This is a genomic window from Rhodoferax sp. GW821-FHT10B06 (assembly GCF_059415605.1).
Genome location: NZ_JBWKNO010000016.1, coordinates 82,290 through 100,640 on the forward strand (window position 1 = coordinate 82,290; position 18,351 = coordinate 100,640).

The window sequence follows — 18,351 nt, forward strand, 5'->3', positions numbered from 1 at the left end:
TTATCGATGGTGCCATTGGCGGTCAAATGGATGCAGCGGCGTGTAGGTGGAGGGCTACCCGTCAATGTGAGTGGTTCCCGCTTGGTGTCTGTCGTGGCTGTTGGCCCGCAGCAAAAGGTGGTTACTGTTGAGGTTGGACCGGACAATGCGCGGACTTGGCTGGTTCTGGGGGTTACTACTCAAAATATTACCTGTCTGCACAGTGCTCCTCTCGTGGCTTCGCCGCCAAGCTATGCCGCTGTAGCGTCTTCGTTGCATGATCAGGGCGTGAGTGGTGTCTAAGGTGCGCTTGTTTCGATTTTGGTTGTTCTGGGTTTGCCTTATCAGCGGCAGCCTGGTGTCGGGTCAGGCGTATGCGCAGGCGGGTACCTTGCCGTTGTTGATTGGGGCGCCGGGGCAGGGGGTAAGTTACTCGGTGCCGATCCAGACGTTACTGTTCTTTACGGCGCTGTCTTTTTTGCCCGCCATTTTGCTCATGATGACGGGCTTCACGCGGATCGTTATCGTGCTGTCTTTGTTGCGTCAGGCCTTGGGTACGCAATCCACCCCCCCCAATCAAATTGTGGTGGGCTTGTCTTTATTTTTGACATTCTTTGTCATGGGACCGACATTTGACCGCGTCTACCAAGACGCATACCTGCCGTACACCACCAACGCACTCACGTTTGAGCAAGCCTTGGATAAGGGCGAGGCGCCTGTGCGTCAGTTTATGTTGAAGCAAACACGACAGTCAGATTTTGCTTTGTTTGCCAAGCTGGCCCGGCTTGACTCAAGCGTCACCTCTGAAACTGCCCCGCTCCGTGTTTTGGTGCCTGCATTCGTTACCAGTGAGCTGAAGTCTGCATTCCAGATTGGCTTCATGATTTTCATCCCGTTCCTGGTGATAGATATTGTGGTGGCCAGTGTATTGATGTCATTGGGGATGATGATGCTGTCGCCAGTTTTGGTGGCATTGCCGTTCAAGTTGATGCTGTTTGTGCTGGCCGATGGGTGGAACTTGTTGATTGGCTCATTGGCAGCCAGTTTCGTGCAGTAACCGAAGATTTCTATGAACTCTCAAATGGTGCTCACCATGGGGCAAGAGGCCTTGTGGCTGCTATTGTTGGTGTCATCGCCGGTTCTGGCGGTGGTTCTGGTCGTCGGCTTGGTGGTTAGTATCTTTCAGGCGATTACGCAGATCCATGAGGCAACCTTGTCGTTTGTCCCAAAACTGATTGCTGCGATGTTGACCTTTGCGATTGCTGGGCCATGGATGTTGGCGACCTTGGTTGATTACATCCGCAGGACAATTGAGTCCATTCCGACGCTGGTTTTGTAAGCAAGGGCTGCTCCGGTGATTACGTTTACCGAGGCGCAGCTTGCGGCATGGCTATCGCCCATCGTGTGGCCCTTCCTGCGCGTCCTGGCTTTGTTCAGTGTGGCGCCGGTATTTTCAATTCGTTCCATTCCCCAGCGGGTAAAGATCGGCTTGGCTTTTTTTGTAGCCTTCGCCGCGCAAGCCGGATTGGCAGGCCAACCGTTGGTGAGCTTGAATAGTCCCCAGGCCTTGGGGGCTGTCGTGCAGCAGGTTGGCGTGGGCTTGTCAATTGGCTTTGCGGTGCGGTTAGTGTTTACTTCGGTAGAGTTGGCCGGGGAGTTGGTTGGCTTGCAAATGGGCTTGAACTTCGCTTCATTTTTTGACCCTTCCAGCAACGCCCAGGTCAGCGCTGTGTCCCGTTTCATGGGGCATATGTCGACTTTGTTGTTTGTGGTGATGAATGGACACTTGATCGTCTTGATGGCGGTGATCAAGAGTTTTGAGAGTTTCCCGGTGGATGGCAATTTTTTTGACACCCTGCAGAACATCAAGCTGTATGCCTTGGGATCCAGCTTGTTTTCTAGCGCTCTGTGGATTGCTCTGCCCATGATAGGCATGCTGCTGTTCGTTAACTTAGCCATGGGGGTTATTTCCCGCGTGGCGCCACAGATGAATATTTATTCCATAGGCTTTCCGGTCACGTTGACTATGGGGCTCGTGGGGGTCACTATTACTTTGCCCATGTTGGACCAGCCTGTGATGGCGTTGATGGAAAAGGCTATCGATCTGTTCACTGCCAAATGATGGTCAGATGGGGGGGCACAACTAAACCAGGTTGTTGCGAATTGCGTAAACGGTGAGCTCGGCGTTGTTCGTCAGTTTGAGCTTTTCCAGTACGCGGGTCCTATACACACTGACAGTTTTGGGGCTCAGCAGCAATTCTTCTGCAATATCCGACAGTCGTTTGCCTGAGGCGATTTTCACCAATGTCTGCATCTCCCGTTCGGAGAGGGCTGCGTGTGGCAGCTCCAGTAGGGGTTTGGACAGGCTGTCTATCAGCATCTGAGAAACTTCAGGTGTTACATATTTGCGGCCCATCATGACTGTCCGGACCGCCAATACTAGTTCCTCAGGGTCTCCGGCTTTGTTTAAATAGCCTTGCGCACCAGCTCGCAGGCAGCGAATGGCGTACTGGTCTTCGGGGAACATGGAAACTACCAATACCTTTATGGGCGAATCGGTTTCGCGCAGGCTGGCCAGCACCTCCATGCCTCCTCGCCCGGGCATATTCAAGTCGAGTACCAGTACATCACATGCCGTGGTGCGCAGCAATTCACGTACTTCGGCGTAGCTTGCGGCCTCTCCCGTGACTTGGATGTCGACAGACTCCGACAGCATGTCGCGTATGCCGCGTCGGACCATAGCGTGGTCGTCACATAAAACTACATGGATCATGGGGGCTGCCCTACTCGCATCTCTGTCGTATCGTGAGGTAGGGGGACCGACAAAATAATTGAGGTGCCAACCCCTCCTCGATTGCTGATGTCCAGCCATCCCCCCACGGTTTTGGCTCTCTCATGCAATCCCCGTAGGCCAAATGCCTTGGGTTTTTCTAGGAAGGATTTGTGCAGGCCCTTGCCATTGTCGGCGATCTCCAGCGTTAGTACGCCCTCTTCATCGGTCAGCTCTATGCTGACAGTGCTGCATTCTGCATGCTTGGATATATTGGTAAGGGCTTCCTGTGCCGTGCGGTAGGCGACAAGTTGAATGTCTTTGTTAACATGCATCTTGTCGCTGGTGGCATGTATTGATGTCGCTATACCTGTCCGTTTTTGAAAGCTGTGTGCCAGCCATTGGACTGCGGCTACCAATCCTTGGTCAAGAATGGGCGGGCGCAGATTCATCATGATGCGTTGGCTGGCGCCTAGAGCGTGTTGTAACATCTCCAGCGCCGAGCCAATATGCCCTCGGGATGCTGCGTCTTTGTGGTGTCTTGCCAGCCAAGCCAGGTCCATTTTTACTGCGGCTAAAGCTCCGCCAATGTCATCATGTACCTCTCGCGCAATAGCCGCGCGCTCTTGCTCGATGGACGATTGCAGGTGCTCTGCAAGTTCGCCCAGTCTACGTTCCGATGCGGCCAATTCCACATCTGCCCGCTCCTTGGCTATACGCGTTTCTCGTACCTCAATGGCGCGGGCCATCACGTGCGCCAGCTTGTTGATGTCATCTTTCAAAAGGTAGTCACTAAACCCCAATCTGATGGCATCCACTGCGGCAGCCTCACCGATGGCACCCGATAGCAGGATAAAGGGCGGTGGCCCATGTTGCTGCTGGAGGTGGTTCCAGGCATCTATTGCAGTAAAGCCTGGTAACCTGTAGTCCGCCAAAATGACGTCAAATGTTGATGTTTGCGTTAACCTATCAAAGGCTTCGAGGGTTTCTACACGGGTGACCTCGCACGTCAAGCCTTGCCTACGCAACGCCATGACGACCAGTTCGTGGTCGACTATGGAGTCTTCTAGGTGAAGTACCTGGATTGGACGGGCGTCGGTGGTGTTTTGCATGCCGTGCGTTTACTGAAAATGATGTGAAAAATACGCGGAAGTAGCCACGCTAGATGGGCCGGTTCGATTGATTTTGCAGATTTTCGGTAACAGGATGTGAAATAGAATTACTATCCGTCTATAACGAGGCAATTTGTCCAAGGGCTTTCCTGCAGCGACGGAGAATACATGCAAACAGAGCCTTCCATATCTACAGGACCCGTAGTCAAGCTGCCGGTAATGCTGGTTGCTGAGCTGCAGGATTCTTTGATGGTAGTGATGCACGACCTCAGCCGGTTGGAAGGTCTGCTGAGCCACACGATGGATAACCTGATGACTCGCTTCAACAGCGTGAATTTGGGTCTGCAGTCTGTACCTTTGCCTGACACGCCTGAAGTAGAAGACGTTCGGAGCAATCTCCGTGCAGCCGTTACTGAGCTGCAGTTTCAGGACATGGCCTCGCAATTGATTGTGCACACCACTCTGATGCTGCAAGGCTGTGCCTTTCGTTTGGCGTCGGAAACCATGGGCCAAGAAGAAGGGGAGGAGGCCGCGCCGTTTGAGGCGTTGTCTCCAGATCGCCCTAACCCGGTAACTCAAAGCGAGATGGACGCTGGCTCTGTTGAGCTTTTTTAGTCGCCCAAATCCTGTATTTAACATCCACGAGCACTCTCTTCTTTAGCTGGAGTTTTTCATGTATTCGATTCTTGCCGTTGACGACTCACCCTCAATGCGAAAGATGGTGTCATTCACGTTGACCGGGGCTGGCTACCAAGTCATCGAGGCTGTCGACGGGCAAGATGCTTTCGAAAAGGCCCAGTCCCATACCATTGACTTGGTGCTTGCAGACCAAAACATGCCGCGGCTTGACGGAATAGGTCTGACCCGGCTCCTGCGAGAGCATCCCAAGTTCAAGACCATCCCTATTCTGATCTTGACTACGGAGTCTAGCGATCAGATGAAGCAGGCTGGCCGCAGTGCTGGCGCGACGGGGTGGCTTGTGAAACCTTTTGACCCCACACGACTGATCGAAGTAATTCAAAAAGTTATTCGCTGACCAACGGTGGTTTGGTAAGGCAACACAGGAGTTTGTATGGCTGAGATGCACCAAGAGAGTTCGGGCGCTGATTTTGATCTGACGCAGTTCTATCAAATATTCTTTGAAGAAGCTGGCGAAAATTTGGATCAAATGGAGCAGATGCTGCTGGATCTGGACCTGGCTAATACGGATGATGAAGAGCTCAATGGAATTTTTCGTTGCGCCCACTCCATCAAAGGCGGTGCGGCCACATTTGGATTTTCGGATGTAGCCGAGTTGACCCATCAAATGGAGTCTTTGCTCGACCGTTTACGGCGGCATGAGTTGAAGTTGATTCCCCCCATGATTGATGCTTTGCTGGAGTCTGCAGACGCATCGCGTAGTTTGTTGGCGCGGCACCAAGCAGGAGGCGAGGGGACGGCGGTTTCTACGTCTGCTTTGGTCAAGCGAATCAGCATACTGGCCGCTGGTGAAGTCCCGCCTCCAGCAGTGGCCGCGCCTGCTCCCGCTGTACCAGCTGTTGCTGTGGCCCCTATGGCCAGTAGCAAGCCAAGTGGAACCCGCTCCTTGGAGATTCGGATTGGTCCACTGGAACGTCCAGAGCAAGCTGATCCTGTGCAGGAGTTGTTCAGAGACATTCCAGGCCTGGGTTCCGTGACCAGTTTGCCGAGTGATCAACCTGACACCCGTGTTTTTGCGGTTGAAACGACATCTTCAGATGCAGATTTGCTCGATTTGTTTGTGTTTCATGTTGCTAAAGAAAAAGTCTTGATTCGTGATCGGGCGGAAGCAGCAAATGCTGTTGTGGCAGAGGCCGCACCGCTGGTTGCAGAGGTTACTGCTGCAACAGTGTCCCCAGGCGAGGAGGAGTATGGTTTCTTTGTGGGGGCGCCAGGTCACCCAGAGGAGCGTGCTGTAGTTGTCTCTGCGGATGGACCCAAAGGGGGTAAGGCAGAGCCTAAAGCGGCTGCTCAGACGCCTCTTGAGGCCACTACCATTCGCGTTGATATTAAAAAGGTTGATCAACTGATCAACTTGGTGGGCGAGTTGGTTATCACCCAGGCCATGCTGGCCCAAAACAGCCAGGGACTGGATCCGGCCATGCACCAGCAATTGTTTGCAGGTCTGGCGGATCTGGACCGCAATACCCGGGACTTGCAAGAATCTGTGATGTCTATTCGCATGATTCCGATGTCGATAGTTTTCAGCCGCTTTCCCCGCATGCTGCGTGATTTGGCAAACCGCTTGGGCAAGAAGGTGGATTTTGTGACCCAGGGTGAAGCGACGGAGCTGGACAAAGGCCTGGTAGAGAAGATTACTGATCCATTGACCCATTTGGTTCGTAATAGCTGCGACCACGGTATTGAAATGCCGGAGGAGCGTCTTGCGGCTGGCAAGTCTGAAAATGGCACGATTACCTTGTCTGCCGCGCACCAAGGCGGTTCTATCGTGATTGAAGTCCGAGACGATGGCCGTGGTATGTCGCGCGAGAAAATTCTACGCAAGGCTCGAGAGCGCGGACTGGATGTCAGTGACAGCATGTCTGATTCAGAAGTGTGGCAGCTGATTTTCGCCCCAGGTTTTTCTACCGCCGATGTCGTAACCGATGTGTCCGGGCGTGGCGTCGGTATGGACGTGGTCAAGCGCAATATTGCTTCGCTCAACGGAACTGTTGATATTGATTCCAGTGAAGGTTTTGGCATGAAGGTGTCTGTACGCCTTCCGTTGACACTGGCCATCATGGATGGGATGTCAGTCAGTGTGGGGGATGAGGTCTACATACTGCCGCTGTCATCTGTAGTGGAGTCTTTCCAGGTCAATGATGAGTCGGTTAGTACGGTTGCACAGGGCTCGCAATTGGTGAAGGTTCGCGAGGAATATATGCCCGTGATCTCCCTGGAAAAGATCTTCCAGGTGCCAATTCTTGATGCTGATAAGGCCAACAACATCATGGTGGTCGTGGAGTCAGAAGGCAGCCGCGTGGCTTTGCTTGTGAACGAGTTGCTGGGGCAGCATCAGGTTGTGGTGAAGAACCTCGAGTCTAACTACCGCAAAGTCTCCAATGTTTCTGGAGCCACCATCATGGGTGACGGTAAAGTGGCTTTGATTCTGGATATTGGTGCGTTGGTGCGTCGTTCGCGCCATTGATGCTGCAGCGTAAGTGCAAACTGTTAGACCTTGAAGGAGAGAGATATGGGTGCAATGGAACGAGCAGGTGATTTGACTACTGCTGCACGGGAGTATTTGACTTTTAGGTTGAGCCAGGAAGAGTACGGCATCGACATTCTCAAGGTGCAGGAAATTCGTGGATACGAACCTCCTACGCGTATCGCCAATGCGCCAACCTTCATCAAAGGGGTGGTTAATCTGCGTGGCACCATCGTGCCTATTGTGGACATGCGGCTCAAGTTCAATTGTTCGGAGGCTGAATACAACAGCTTTACGGTGGTCATCATTTTGAATCTGCGTAGCCGCATCGTGGGCATCGTCGTGGATTCTGTCAGTGACGTGCTTGAGCTTGCGGCTGATAGCATCAAGTCTGCGCCGGATATCGAAAGCATCATCGACAACGGCTGCATATTGGGACTGGGCTCGGTCAATGAGCGGATGCTGATCTTGCTGGATATTGAGAGGCTGATGTCCGGCGCCGATATGGCCTTGTCTGCCGACTGAACCGCGCCCCTCCATGCTTCAGAGCTATTCACCTGCTGCAGCCAGTAACGGTCCTGTTGCAGAGGGTCGTGAGTTCATTTGGACGGACGCTGATTTTGAGCGCGTGCAGTCGCTGATATACAAGCATGCGGGTATCAAGCTGCATGATGGCAAGCATGCCATGGTGTACAGCCGCTTGTCGCGCAGATTGCGTGAAACGGGGCATGGCAGTTTTCATGAATATTTGGGGTGGCTGGAGCGTTCCGATGGTCCCGAGTGGCAGGAGTTTGTGAATGCCCTCACCACCAATCTCACCGCTTTTTTTCGAGAGCAGCACCATTTTGAAATGCTTGCTGCCTTGCTGAAGTCTCGGCCTGCTGCAACGCCTTGGAATGTTTGGTGCAGTGCATCTTCTACGGGTGAAGAGCCGTACTCGATCGCCATGACCGCGATGGAGTCCCTGGGCGCTGGTGCCGCGTTCAAGTTGGCGGCCAGTGATATTGATTCCAAGGTGTTGGCATCGGCGGCCCAGGGTATTTATCGCCTGGACAATCTCAAGGGGCTGGACCAGGCGCGCATGCAAAAATTCTTACTGCGTGGTAAGGGTGAAAACGCTGGTCTGGTACGCATCAAGCCAGAACTGCGCCGCATGATTGATTTCCTTAGTATCAATTTGATTCGTAACGACTGGCCGTTTCGGGATCCGTTTGATGTTGTCTTTTGTCGCAACGTCATGATTTATTTTGATGCGGCAACCCAGCGTGCTGTGCTAGAGCGCATTCATCGTGTCATGAAGCCCGGTGGTATGTTGTTTGTGGGTCATGCGGAAAATTTCAGTGAGTCCCGGGACCTGTTCATCTTGCGTGGAAAGACGTGTTATGAACGCTGCTGAAGGCTTTTTGCCCCATGGCGGTTCATGGTTTGGTATGCAGGCGGTAGGCTCTATTGCGTTGGACGATTGACGACTATGGATATTCCTAGAACTGCGGGTCCTACTCTCGCCCAGCGCATGGCGGCGGGTGAGTTTCCCATTGGGCCGGATGCCGACCGTCGTCGTGCCGCACGTGTGGGCGCAACACCCGGTGGCAGGCCGTTGAGCGAACGTAACTGCACGCTGGAGCAGTTGAAGAGCCGTCCTCGCAAGCCGGGTGAAGCTTCTTTTTTCTATGCAGATCACCACTTCCAGTTCAATGCTGTCAAGGTACTGCCTGGTGAGTATTTTGTGTCGGATGAGAACCTGGTCATCATGACGGTGCTGGGGTCCTGCATTGCGGCATGTCTGTGGGACAGTCGTGCTCAGGTCGGGGGTATGAACCATTTCATGCTGCCTGATGGCGATGATGGTTCGGGGGCGGGGCGCTATGGTTCATACGCCATGGAGCTGCTGATCAATGAGATGCTCAAGAGCGGAGCTCGCCGGGAAACCATGCAGGCCAAGATTTTTGGTGGCGGTCAGGTGATGTCCAACTTCACCACCATGAATGTGGGCGAGCGCAATACGCAGTTTGTAATTGATTACTTGCAGACGGAGCGTATTCCGCTGCTCTCGCAAGATGTGTTGGACATTTATCCGCGCAAAGTATGCTTTTTCCCTGTGACGGGTAAGGCCATGGTGAAGCGTTTGGCCCATGCGCATCCAGACCAGGCGGTGACCGAGCGGCGCGGCAACGTGGCTACGGTGGTGAAGTCCACTTCGGGTGGGTCGGTCGATTTGTTTTAGTCAGGTGGGGTGATGAAGAAGATCCGTGTGTTGGTGGTGGACGATTCGGCTTTAGTGCGCAGTTTGTTGACAGAAATCATCAACCGTCAAGCTGATATGGAGTGCGTAGGTGCGGCCAACGACCCTTTGATTGCGCGGGAAATGATCCGCAGCCTGGATCCCGATGTGATTACCTTGGACGTGGAAATGCCGCGCATGGACGGCATTGATTTTCTGGGGCGTTTGATGCGCCTGCGGCCCATGCCAGTAGTGATGATTTCCACCATGACGGCCCAGGGGGCTGAGGTCACTATGCGTGCCCTGGAGTTGGGGGCTGTAGATTTTGTGGCTAAACCTCGCATCGGTTTGGCGAACGGTTTGAAGGATCTGGCTGCAGAAATCGTGGACAAGGTGCGCGTTGCATCGGTGGCCCAGTTCCGCCGTCCTCCGGCGTTGGCATTGGGTGAGCAAATTGGTGCTCCACCTACGCCGGTAGCGCGTCCTGCTAATACCTTGATCGGGCGTTTGTCGACAGAGAAAATGATCTGTATAGGGGCATCCACCGGCGGCACTGAGGCGATTAAGGAAATTTTGGTGCGTATGCCTGCAGATGCACCCGCTATTGTGATCACCCAGCATATGCCACCTGGCTTTACCACCAGCTTTGCGGCCCGGCTTAACAGCTTGTGCCAGATCACGGTCAAGGAGGCGGTGCATGGCGAACGCATACTGCCAGGCCACGCCTATATTGCGCCGGGCGGCAAGCACTTCCGGGTAGGGCGCAGCGGAGCGAACTATGTGGCAGTTGTGGAGGATGGCGAGCCCGTTAACCGACACCGCCCATCGGTAGAGGTTTTGTTTCTCTCGTGCGCCGAGATGGTCGGACGGAATGCCTACGGCATCATGCTCACTGGTATGGGCAACGATGGCGCGCGCGCCATGCGTGAAATGCACGACAAAGGTAGCTACAACTACGTGCAAGACGAGGCCAGCTGCGTGGTGTTTGGCATGCCGCGCGAGGCCATTGCCCATGGCGCCGCGGATGAAGTTCTGCCGTTAGACAAAATTGCCCCTGCGTTGCTGGCCAAGCTGGGCGCTGGTGGCGACCGTTTGCACAACCGCATTTGATGGTGGCAAATGTCACGCTGGATGGCTAAAGAAATCGGCCGATAGCGCAGATCCTATCTGCGCATGTAGCTATCACTACCATAGCAATCAGCTGCTGAGCATTTCCCAGCGTTCTAGCGCGGCTAACAATAACTCGTCGATGTCTGCGTTGCGTTGTGCCAGGGCCGTAGCCTTGGTGGCGTCCGCAGAGTAGATGCGGCCATCGGCCAACTCCGCGTTGATGGCGGCCTGCTCCTGTTCCAACTGGCTAATCTGGGCGGGCAAGCCGTCCAGTTCACGTTGTTCCTTGAAGCTGAGCTTGCGGGCCTTTCCCGCCGTGGGCGTTGTAACTGTTGATTTTTGCTCTGTATTTGATAGTGAAACTTGTTGATCTGACGCGCGCTGTGGCGTGTTTTTCCTATTGGTTTCTGCGATCATTTTGGCGCGTTTGCTCTGGATCAACCAGTCCTGCACGCTACCTTCGTATTCACGCCAGAAGCCCGGGCGCTCCTCTGGTTCATGGGCAATGATGCTGGTAACCACGTTGTCCAGGAATGCCCTGTCATGGCTGACTAGGAAGATCGTGCCGTCGTAGTTCTGCAGCAGGTCTTCCAGCAGTTCCAGGGTGTCGATGTCCAGGTCGTTGGTCGGTTCGTCCAGCACCAGCACGTTGGCAGGGCGTGCGAACAACCGGGCCAGCAATAAGCGGTTGCGTTCGCCGCCAGACAGGGAGCGGACCGGTGAATTGGCGCGCGCTGCCGAGAACAGGAAGTCGCTCAGATAGCTCTTGACGTGTTTGCGCTGGTTGCCAATCTCGATCCATTCGCTGCCGGGGCTGATGAAGTCCTCCAGTGTGGCATCCAGATCCAATGCGTTGCGCATCTGATCGAAGTAAGCGACCTGCAAATTCGCGCCCTGGCGTACGTTGCCGCTGTCTGGCTGGATTTCGCCCAGAATGAGCTTGAGCAAAGTGCTTTTGCCCGCCCCATTGGCTCCGAGTAAGCCGACCTTGTCACCACGCAAAATTACGTCGCTGAAGCCCTTGACGATGACCTTGTCGCCGAAGGACTTGCTGACATCGGTGAGCTCCGCCACGATCTTGCCACTGGACTGGCCAGACGCCACATCCAGATTGACGCTACCTTGTGCCTCTCGGCGCGCGGCACGGCTACTGCGCAGTGTTTCTAGGCGGCTGATGCGGCTTTGGCTGCGGGTGCGGCGCGCTTCCACACCCTTGCGTATCCAGATTTCCTCTTGTGCCAGTAGCTTGTCGGCCTTTGCGCTGATAACGGCCTCTTGTGCTAGCTGCTCTTCTTTCTGCAGTACATATTGTTCGAAGTTGCCAGGGTAGGAGCCGAGCTTGCCGCGGTCAAGTTCCACAATGCGGGTGGCGACGCGGTTCAGAAAGCTGCGGTCGTGGGTGATGGTAATCAGGCTCCCTTTGAAGTCGATCAGCAGATCTTCCAGCCACTCAATAGAGTCCAGGTCCAGGTGGTTGGTCGGCTCGTCAAGTAGTAGCACGTCTGGCTTGGCAACCAACGCTTGCGCGAGTGCCACGCGCTTTTTGGTGCCCCCAGACAAAGTTCCGACGATGGCCTCGGGGTCTAGATGCAGGCGGTGCAGAGTTTCTTCCACGCGTTGCTCCCAATTCCACGCATCGAAGGCTTCAATTTGAGATTGCAATGCGTCCAGGTCTACCCCTTCGGCGCCGGAAAGATACAGATCCCGGGCTTCAATGACGGTGGCAAGTCCTACGCTGGCGGCTTTGAAGATGGTGACTTCTGGGTCTAGGGCTGGTTCTTGGGCCACGTAGGCAATGCGCAAGCCTTGCTGTACATGCATCGTGCCGTCATCAGGCTTTTCCAGCCCACCCAGAATCTTGAGCATGGATGACTTGCCAGCCCCGTTGCGGCCAATGAGGCCCACACGCTCCGTGGTTTCAAGTGAAAAAGCGGCTTTGTCGAGCAGTGCGACGTGACCAAAAGCCAGTTGGGCGTCGAGTAGGGTAATGAGTGCCATGTTGTGGCGATTATCCTGCCTCGTGGTTTGTGCCCGTGAATGACTGCTGGTGGAGGGTTCAGGATGCGCTGAACGGTAGGACCACGGCTCCGTGATTGAGCAACTAAATTTGCGATATGGAGGCGCGCCGCGTAAATCCGGTATATACTCTAAGGCTACCCTGACGAGGGTCACCAAGGTGGCCGGCAGTTGGCGGCGGGGAGAAGAAATTAGCCCCCATGCTCCAAAAAGCATGCTAGAATACAAGGCTTCGCTGATCACAGTGAGTCAAGTTGGTTGATGTAAAAGTCGGCTTGCTGATCCTTAAAAATATACAGCCGATAAGCGTGGGCGTTTGAATGCGATTGCCAAGTTCTTCGGAACTAGTGCATAGCACTACAAACGCTCATGAAGTAAATAGATGTGAAATTCACTTGTTGAGTTTTGCGTCGATTCCAATTTATGAGTGGCCTCTGGTGGTAATAGTCAGGGGCAAAAAATTCAAGATCGAACTATAGAGTTTGATCCTGGCTCAGATTGAACGCTGGCGGCATGCCTTACACATGCAAGTCGAACGGTAACAGGTTAAGCTGACGAGTGGCGAACGGGTGAGTAATATATCGGAACGTGCCCAGTCGTGGGGGATAACGCAGCGAAAGCTGTGCTAATACCGCATACGATCTCTGGATGAAAGCGGGGGATCGCAAGACCTCGCGCGATTGGAGCGGCCGATATCAGATTAGCTAGTTGGTGGGGTAAAAGCCCACCAAGGCGACGATCTGTAGCTGGTCTGAGAGGACGACCAGCCACACTGGAACTGAGACACGGTCCAGACTCCTACGGGAGGCAGCAGTGGGGAATTTTGGACAATGGGCGCAAGCCTGATCCAGCAATGCCGCGTGCAGGATGAAGGCCTTCGGGTTGTAAACTGCTTTTGTACGGAACGAAACGGTCTGCCCTAATACGGTGGGCTAATGACGGTACCGTAAGAATAAGCACCGGCTAACTACGTGCCAGCAGCCGCGGTAATACGTAGGGTGCGAGCGTTAATCGGAATTACTGGGCGTAAAGCGTGCGCAGGCGGTTATGTAAGACAGATGTGAAATCCCCGGGCTCAACCTGGGACCTGCATTTGTGACTGCATAGCTAGAGTACGGTAGAGGGGGATGGAATTCCGCGTGTAGCAGTGAAATGCGTAGATATGCGGAGGAACACCGATGGCGAAGGCAATCCCCTGGACCTGTACTGACGCTCATGCACGAAAGCGTGGGGAGCAAACAGGATTAGATACCCTGGTAGTCCACGCCCTAAACGATGTCAACTGGTTGTTGGGTCTTCACTGACTCAGTAACGAAGCTAACGCGTGAAGTTGACCGCCTGGGGAGTACGGCCGCAAGGTTGAAACTCAAAGGAATTGACGGGGACCCGCACAAGCGGTGGATGATGTGGTTTAATTCGATGCAACGCGAAAAACCTTACCCACCTTTGACATGTACGGAAGTCGCTAGAGATAGCTTCGTGCTCGAAAGAGAGCCGTAACACAGGTGCTGCATGGCTGTCGTCAGCTCGTGTCGTGAGATGTTGGGTTAAGTCCCGCAACGAGCGCAACCCTTGTCATTAGTTGCTACATTTAGTTGGGCACTCTAGTGAGACTGCCGGTGACAAACCGGAGGAAGGTGGGGATGACGTCAAGTCCTCATGGCCCTTATAGGTGGGGCTACACACGTCATACAATGGCTGGTACAAAGGGTTGCCAACCCGCGAGGGGGAGCTAATCCCATAAAACCAGTCGTAGTCCGGATCGCAGTCTGCAACTCGACTGCGTGAAGTCGGAATCGCTAGTAATCGTGGATCAGAATGTCACGGTGAATACGTTCCCGGGTCTTGTACACACCGCCCGTCACACCATGGGAGCGGGTTCTGCCAGAAGTAGTTAGCCTAACCGTAAGGAGGGCGATTACCACGGCAGGGTTCGTGACTGGGGTGAAGTCGTAACAAGGTAGCCGTATCGGAAGGTGCGGCTGGATCACCTCCTTTCTGGAAACTGCAATCAAATTTGAATGCCCACACTTATCGGTTGTTGGAAGGTTGTCGCTAAGACAATTTTTAAACGAAGTCCTTGATTTTGTTTGAAATGAATCTCAGAGCGACCGGCTTGGGTCTGTAGCTCAGTTGGTTAGAGCACCGTCTTGATAAGGCGGGGGTCGTTGGTTCGAAACCAACCAGACCCACCATCCATTCAACAACACTGCCGTTTTTGTGGGGGTGTAGCTCAGCTGGGAGAGCGGCTGCTTTGCAAGCAGTAGGTAGCGGGTTCGAGTCCTGTCACCTCCACCAATATTGTTGGTGCTTATCTATTCAACACCAAAGTGGCTTTTAACGAGGCTACTTTGTTGTTGATCAATATCTATTGATCGATATAAATTAACCGAAAGGTTAATCGGCTGTTCATTAAAAATTCATAGAGTTTAATCAGCGTTGCTAGCGGAAACTGCACATTCGTAAAGGTTTAGTGCAGACCGTGCCGCTAGCGACAAATTTTTGATTGCGTCAAAACGAATATTCAGACTTTGGTTTGAAATTCAAAATTAACGATGAAAGCTCGAAAGGGCTGTAGTTGTTTACGGCATAACGCGATTGGTGAAAGACCAATCAAACATTCCTTGAAGACAACGGTGGTGTTTCTGTAAAGAGACGTCAAAGTTATAGGGTCAAGTGAATAAGAGCATGTGGTGGATGCCTTGGCAATGATAGGCGACGAAAGACGTGATAGCCTGCGATAAGCTTCGGGGAGCTGGCAAATTAGCTTTGATCCGGAGATTTCTGAATGGGGAAACCCACCCTTAGGGGTATCGCATGATGAATACATAGTCATGCGAGGCGAACCGGGTGAACTGAAACATCTCAGTAGCTCGAGGAAAAGACATCAACCGAGATTCCGAAAGTAGTGGCGAGCGAAATCGGAAAAGCCTGTTAGTGATAGCGCGACTGTTAACGGAATAGCTTGGAAAGGCTAGCCATAGCGGGTGATAGCCCCGTACGTGAAAACAGACGCGTGGTACTAAGTTAACGAAAAGTAGGGCGGGACACGAGAAATCCTGTCTGAATATGGGGGGACCATCCTCCAAGGCTAAATACTCATCATTGACCGATAGTGAACTAGTACCGTGAGGGAAAGGCGAAAAGAACCCCGGGAGGGGAGTGAAATAGATCCTGAAACCGCATGCTTACAAAAAGTAGGAGCCTTGAAAGGGGTGACTGCGTACCTTTTGTATAATGGGTCAGCGACTTACATTCAGTGGCAAGCTTAACCGAATAGGGAAGGCGTAGGGAAACCGAGTCCGAATAGGGCGATTCAGTCGCTGGGTGTAGACCCGAAACCAAGTGATCTATCCATGGCCAGGATGAAGGTGCGGTAACACGCACTGGAGGTCCGAACCGACTAGTGTTGCAAAACTAGCGGATGAGCTGTGGATAGGGGTGAAAGGCTAAACAAACTTGGAAATAGCTGGTTCTCTCCGAAAACTATTTAGGTAGTGCCTCAAGTATTACCGTCGGGGGTAGAGCACTGTTTTGGCTAGGGGGTCATGGCGACTTACCAAACCAATGCAAACTCCGAATACCGACGAGTACAGCTTGGGAGACAGAGCACCGGGTGCTAACGTCCGGACTCAAGAGGGAAACAACCCAGACCGCCAGCTAAGGTCCCTAAAATTGGCTAAGTGGGAAACGAAGTGGGAAGGCTAAAACAGTCAGGATGTTGGCTTAGAAGCAGCCATCATTTAAAGAAAGCGTAATAGCTCACTGATCGAGTCGTCCTGCGCGGAAGATGTAACGGGGCTAAGCCAGTTACCGAAGCTGCGGATTTGCAATTTATTGCAAGTGGTAGGAGAGCGTTCTGTAGGCCTGTGAAGGTGGCGGTGTAAACCCTGCTGGAGGTATCAGAAGTGCGAATGCTGACATGAGTAGCGTTAAAGGGGGTGAAAAGCCCCCTCGCCGTAAGCGCAAGGTTTTCTACGCAACGTTCATCGGCGTAGAGTGAGTCGGCCCCTAAGGCGAGGCAGAGATGCGTAGTTGATGGGAAACAGGTCAATATTCCTGTACCGATGTGTAGTGCGATGTGGGGACGGAGAAGGTTAGCTCAGCCAACTGTTGGATATGTTGGTTCAAGCCTGTAGTCGTGCCTGGTAGGTAAATCCGCCGGGCTTAGATGAGGGGTGATAACGAGGCTGCTTGCAGCCGAAGTGAGTGATACCCTGCTTCCAGGAAAAGCCACTAAGCTTCAGCTACACACGACCGTACCGCAAACCGACACTGGTGCGCGAGATGAGTATTCTAAGGCGCTTGAGAGAACTCAGGAGAAGGAACTCGGCAAATTGACACCGTAACTTCGGAAGAAGGTGTGCCTTTAGTAGGTGAAGTCCCTTGCGGATGGAGCCCAACGGGGTTGCAAAAAATCGGTGGCTGCGACTGTTTATTAAAAACACAGCACTCTGCAAACACGAAAGTGGACGTATAGGGTGTGACGCCTGCCCGGTGCTGGAAGATTAAATGATGGGGTGCAAGCTCTTGATTGAAGTCCCAGTAAACGGCGGCCGTAACTATAACGGTCCTAAGGTAGCGAAATTCCTTGTCGGGTAAGTTCCGACCTGCACGAATGGCGTAACGATGGCCACACTGTCTCCTCCTGAGACTCAGCGAAGTTGAAATGTTTGTGATGATGCAATCTCCCCGCGGAAAGACGGAAAGACCCCATGAACCTTTACTGTAGCTTTGTATTGGACTTTGAACAGATCTGTGTAGGATAGGTGGGAGGCTTTGAAGTGTGGTCGCTAGATCACATGGAGCCAACGTTGAAATACCACCCTGGTGTGTTTGAGGTTCTAACCTAGGTCCATTATCTGGATCGGGGACAGTGCATGGTAGGCAGTTTGACTGGGGCGGTCTCCTCCCAAAGCGTAACGGAGGAGTTCGAAGGTACGCTAGTTACGGTCGGACATCGTGATGATAGTGCAATGGCATAAGCGTGCTTAACTGCGAGACTGACAAGTCGAGCAGATGCGAAAGCAGGACATAGTGATCCGGTGGTTCTGTATGGAAGGGCCATCGCTCAACGGATAAAAGGTACTCTGGGGATAACAGGCTGATACCGCCCAAGAGTTCATATCGACGGCGGTGTTTGGCACCTCGATGTCGGCTCATCTCATCCTGGGGCTGTAGCCGGTCCCAAGGGTATGGCTGTTCGCCATTTAAAGAGGTACGTGAGCTGGGTTTAAAACGTCGTGAGACAGTTTGGTCCCTATCTTCCGTGGGCGCTGCAGATTTGAGGAAGCCTGCTCCTAGTACGAGAGGACCGGAGTGGACACACCTCTGGTGTATCGGTTGTCACGCCAGTGGCATTGCCGAGTAGCTAAGTGTGGAAGAGATAACCGCTGAAAGCATCTAAGCGGGAAACTCGTTTCAAGATGAGATCTGCCGGGGCCTTGAGCCCCCTAAAGAGTCGTTCAAGACCAGGACGTTGATAGGTCAGGTGTGGAAGCGCAGTAATGCGTTAAGCTAACTGATACTAATTGCTCGTGCGGCTTGACCCTATAACTTTGATCTACGCAAGTGGTATCAAGGATTAGTTATGCCAAGTGACGCATTCAAAAACACATATCCGGTGCGATACCGGAGCTGATTAAATCTCTATGAATTCGTTGCCCTGACCGATGTCAGGGTGGCAACAAGTTATGCCTGATGACCATAGCGAGGTGGTCCCACTCCTTCCCATCCCGAACAGGACAGTGAAACGCCTCTGCGCCGATGATAGTGCGGGTTCCCGTGTGAAAGTAGGTCATCGTCAGGCTATTACAGCAAGAAACGCCCAGTCAGCTGACTGGGCGTTTTCTTTAGTGTTGACGCAATAAGCACTAAAGAAAACGGAAACGTTTTGCGGGCATGCTCCAAAAAGCATGCTAGAATACAAGGCTTCGCTGATCACAGTGAGTCAAGTTGGTTGATGTAAAAGTCGGCT

Annotated in this window: 14 protein-coding genes, 2 tRNA genes and 3 rRNA genes; 16 read left to right on the top strand and 3 right to left on the bottom strand. The window is 53.1% G+C overall.

From position 1 onward, the window contains the following. Window positions 1–30: 30 nt before the first annotated feature. From AC07O2_RS20850 to fliR, 4 genes are read left to right on the top strand one after another with little or no spacing between them, the layout of a single operon-like run. On the top strand, window positions 31–282 hold the full coding sequence (locus tag AC07O2_RS20850) for a flagellar biosynthetic protein FliO (RefSeq protein ID WP_495119496.1): 252 nt from the start codon (window positions 31–33) through the stop codon (window positions 280–282). Between the two features lie 22 nt (window positions 283–304). Continuing rightward, on the top strand, window positions 305–1,036 hold the full coding sequence (fliP, locus tag AC07O2_RS20855) for a flagellar type III secretion system pore protein FliP (protein WP_495098584.1): 732 nt from the start codon (window positions 305–307) through the stop codon (window positions 1,034–1,036). Window positions 1,037–1,048: 12 nt separating this feature from the next. Beyond that, entirely contained in the window at window positions 1,049–1,318 is a 270-nt protein-coding gene (fliQ, locus tag AC07O2_RS20860) for a flagellar biosynthesis protein FliQ (RefSeq protein WP_495098464.1), read from the top strand. Between the two features lie 15 nt (window positions 1,319–1,333). Beyond that, the gene (fliR, locus tag AC07O2_RS20865; RefSeq protein WP_495098463.1) at window positions 1,334–2,101 is read left to right on the top strand and encodes a flagellar biosynthetic protein FliR; all 768 of its coding nucleotides are present in this window, start codon (window positions 1,334–1,336) and stop codon (window positions 2,099–2,101) included. 21 nt (window positions 2,102–2,122) lie between these two features. Here the strand turns inward: fliR and AC07O2_RS20870 are convergent, their stop codons facing one another. Continuing rightward, window positions 2,123–2,752, bottom strand: a complete 630-nt coding sequence (locus AC07O2_RS20870) for a response regulator (RefSeq protein WP_495098462.1) — start codon at window positions 2,750–2,752, stop codon at window positions 2,123–2,125. Further along, entirely contained in the window at window positions 2,749–3,861 is a 1,113-nt protein-coding gene (locus AC07O2_RS20875; RefSeq protein WP_495234244.1) for a hybrid sensor histidine kinase/response regulator, read from the bottom strand. Before AC07O2_RS20875 ends, AC07O2_RS20870 begins: the two co-directional genes overlap by 4 nt. Window positions 3,862–4,029: 168 nt before the next feature. Between AC07O2_RS20875 and AC07O2_RS20880 the strand changes: the two genes are divergently transcribed. From AC07O2_RS20880 to AC07O2_RS20910, 7 genes are all read left to right on the top strand, one after another. Beyond that, window positions 4,030–4,476 (top strand): hypothetical protein, encoded by a 447-nt coding sequence (locus AC07O2_RS20880; RefSeq protein ID WP_495098460.1) that lies wholly within the window; start codon window positions 4,030–4,032, stop codon window positions 4,474–4,476. A gap of 58 nt (window positions 4,477–4,534) precedes the next feature. Then, window positions 4,535–4,897, top strand: coding sequence for a response regulator (locus AC07O2_RS20885; protein ID WP_490591175.1), 363 nt, complete (start codon window positions 4,535–4,537; stop codon window positions 4,895–4,897). A gap of 36 nt (window positions 4,898–4,933) precedes the next feature. Then, window positions 4,934–7,027: a chemotaxis protein CheW gene (locus tag AC07O2_RS20890; RefSeq protein WP_495234245.1), complete on the top strand. Its 2,094-nt coding sequence runs from the start codon at window positions 4,934–4,936 to the stop codon at window positions 7,025–7,027. A 45-nt stretch (window positions 7,028–7,072) separates the two neighbouring features. Then, the gene (locus AC07O2_RS20895; RefSeq protein ID WP_495098458.1) at window positions 7,073–7,552 is read left to right on the top strand and encodes a chemotaxis protein CheW; all 480 of its coding nucleotides are present in this window, start codon (window positions 7,073–7,075) and stop codon (window positions 7,550–7,552) included. 13 nt (window positions 7,553–7,565) lie between these two features. Then, on the top strand, window positions 7,566–8,423 hold the full coding sequence (locus AC07O2_RS20900; protein WP_495098457.1) for a CheR family methyltransferase: 858 nt from the start codon (window positions 7,566–7,568) through the stop codon (window positions 8,421–8,423). A gap of 117 nt (window positions 8,424–8,540) precedes the next feature. Continuing rightward, window positions 8,541–9,251 carry a chemoreceptor glutamine deamidase CheD gene (gene cheD, locus AC07O2_RS20905; RefSeq protein ID WP_495098583.1) on the top strand — a complete coding sequence of 237 codons (711 nt, stop codon included), beginning with the start codon at window positions 8,541–8,543 and terminating at the stop codon, window positions 9,249–9,251. Window positions 9,252–9,260: 9 nt separating this feature from the next. Next, window positions 9,261–10,358, top strand: coding sequence for a protein-glutamate methylesterase/protein-glutamine glutaminase (locus tag AC07O2_RS20910; RefSeq protein ID WP_495098456.1), 1,098 nt, complete (start codon window positions 9,261–9,263; stop codon window positions 10,356–10,358). Window positions 10,359–10,445: 87 nt separating this feature from the next. On the opposite strand, the gene AC07O2_RS20915 is transcribed toward AC07O2_RS20910, so the two are convergent. Continuing rightward, window positions 10,446–12,356: an ATP-binding cassette domain-containing protein gene (locus AC07O2_RS20915; RefSeq protein WP_495234246.1), complete on the bottom strand. Its 1,911-nt coding sequence runs from the start codon at window positions 12,354–12,356 to the stop codon at window positions 10,446–10,448. Between the two features lie 488 nt (window positions 12,357–12,844). Here AC07O2_RS20915 and AC07O2_RS20920 point away from each other — a divergent pair. The 5 genes from AC07O2_RS20920 (at window position 12,845) to rrf (ending at window position 18,183) form a co-directional block, all read left to right on the top strand. Beyond that, window positions 12,845–14,372: ribosomal RNA gene (locus tag AC07O2_RS20920) — 16S ribosomal RNA — on the top strand. A 120-nt stretch (window positions 14,373–14,492) separates the two neighbouring features. Beyond that, a tRNA-Ile gene (locus AC07O2_RS20925) sits at window positions 14,493–14,569 on the top strand. Between the two features lie 27 nt (window positions 14,570–14,596). After that, window positions 14,597–14,672 (top strand) — tRNA-Ala (locus AC07O2_RS20930). Window positions 14,673–15,044: 372 nt separating this feature from the next. After that, window positions 15,045–17,926: ribosomal RNA gene (locus tag AC07O2_RS20935) — 23S ribosomal RNA — on the top strand. Window positions 17,927–18,070: 144 nt separating this feature from the next. Beyond that, window positions 18,071–18,183: ribosomal RNA gene (rrf, locus tag AC07O2_RS20940) — 5S ribosomal RNA — on the top strand. Together the 16S, 23S and 5S rRNA genes with 2 tRNA genes alongside form the textbook arrangement of a ribosomal RNA operon. Window positions 18,184–18,351 lie beyond the last annotated feature (168 nt).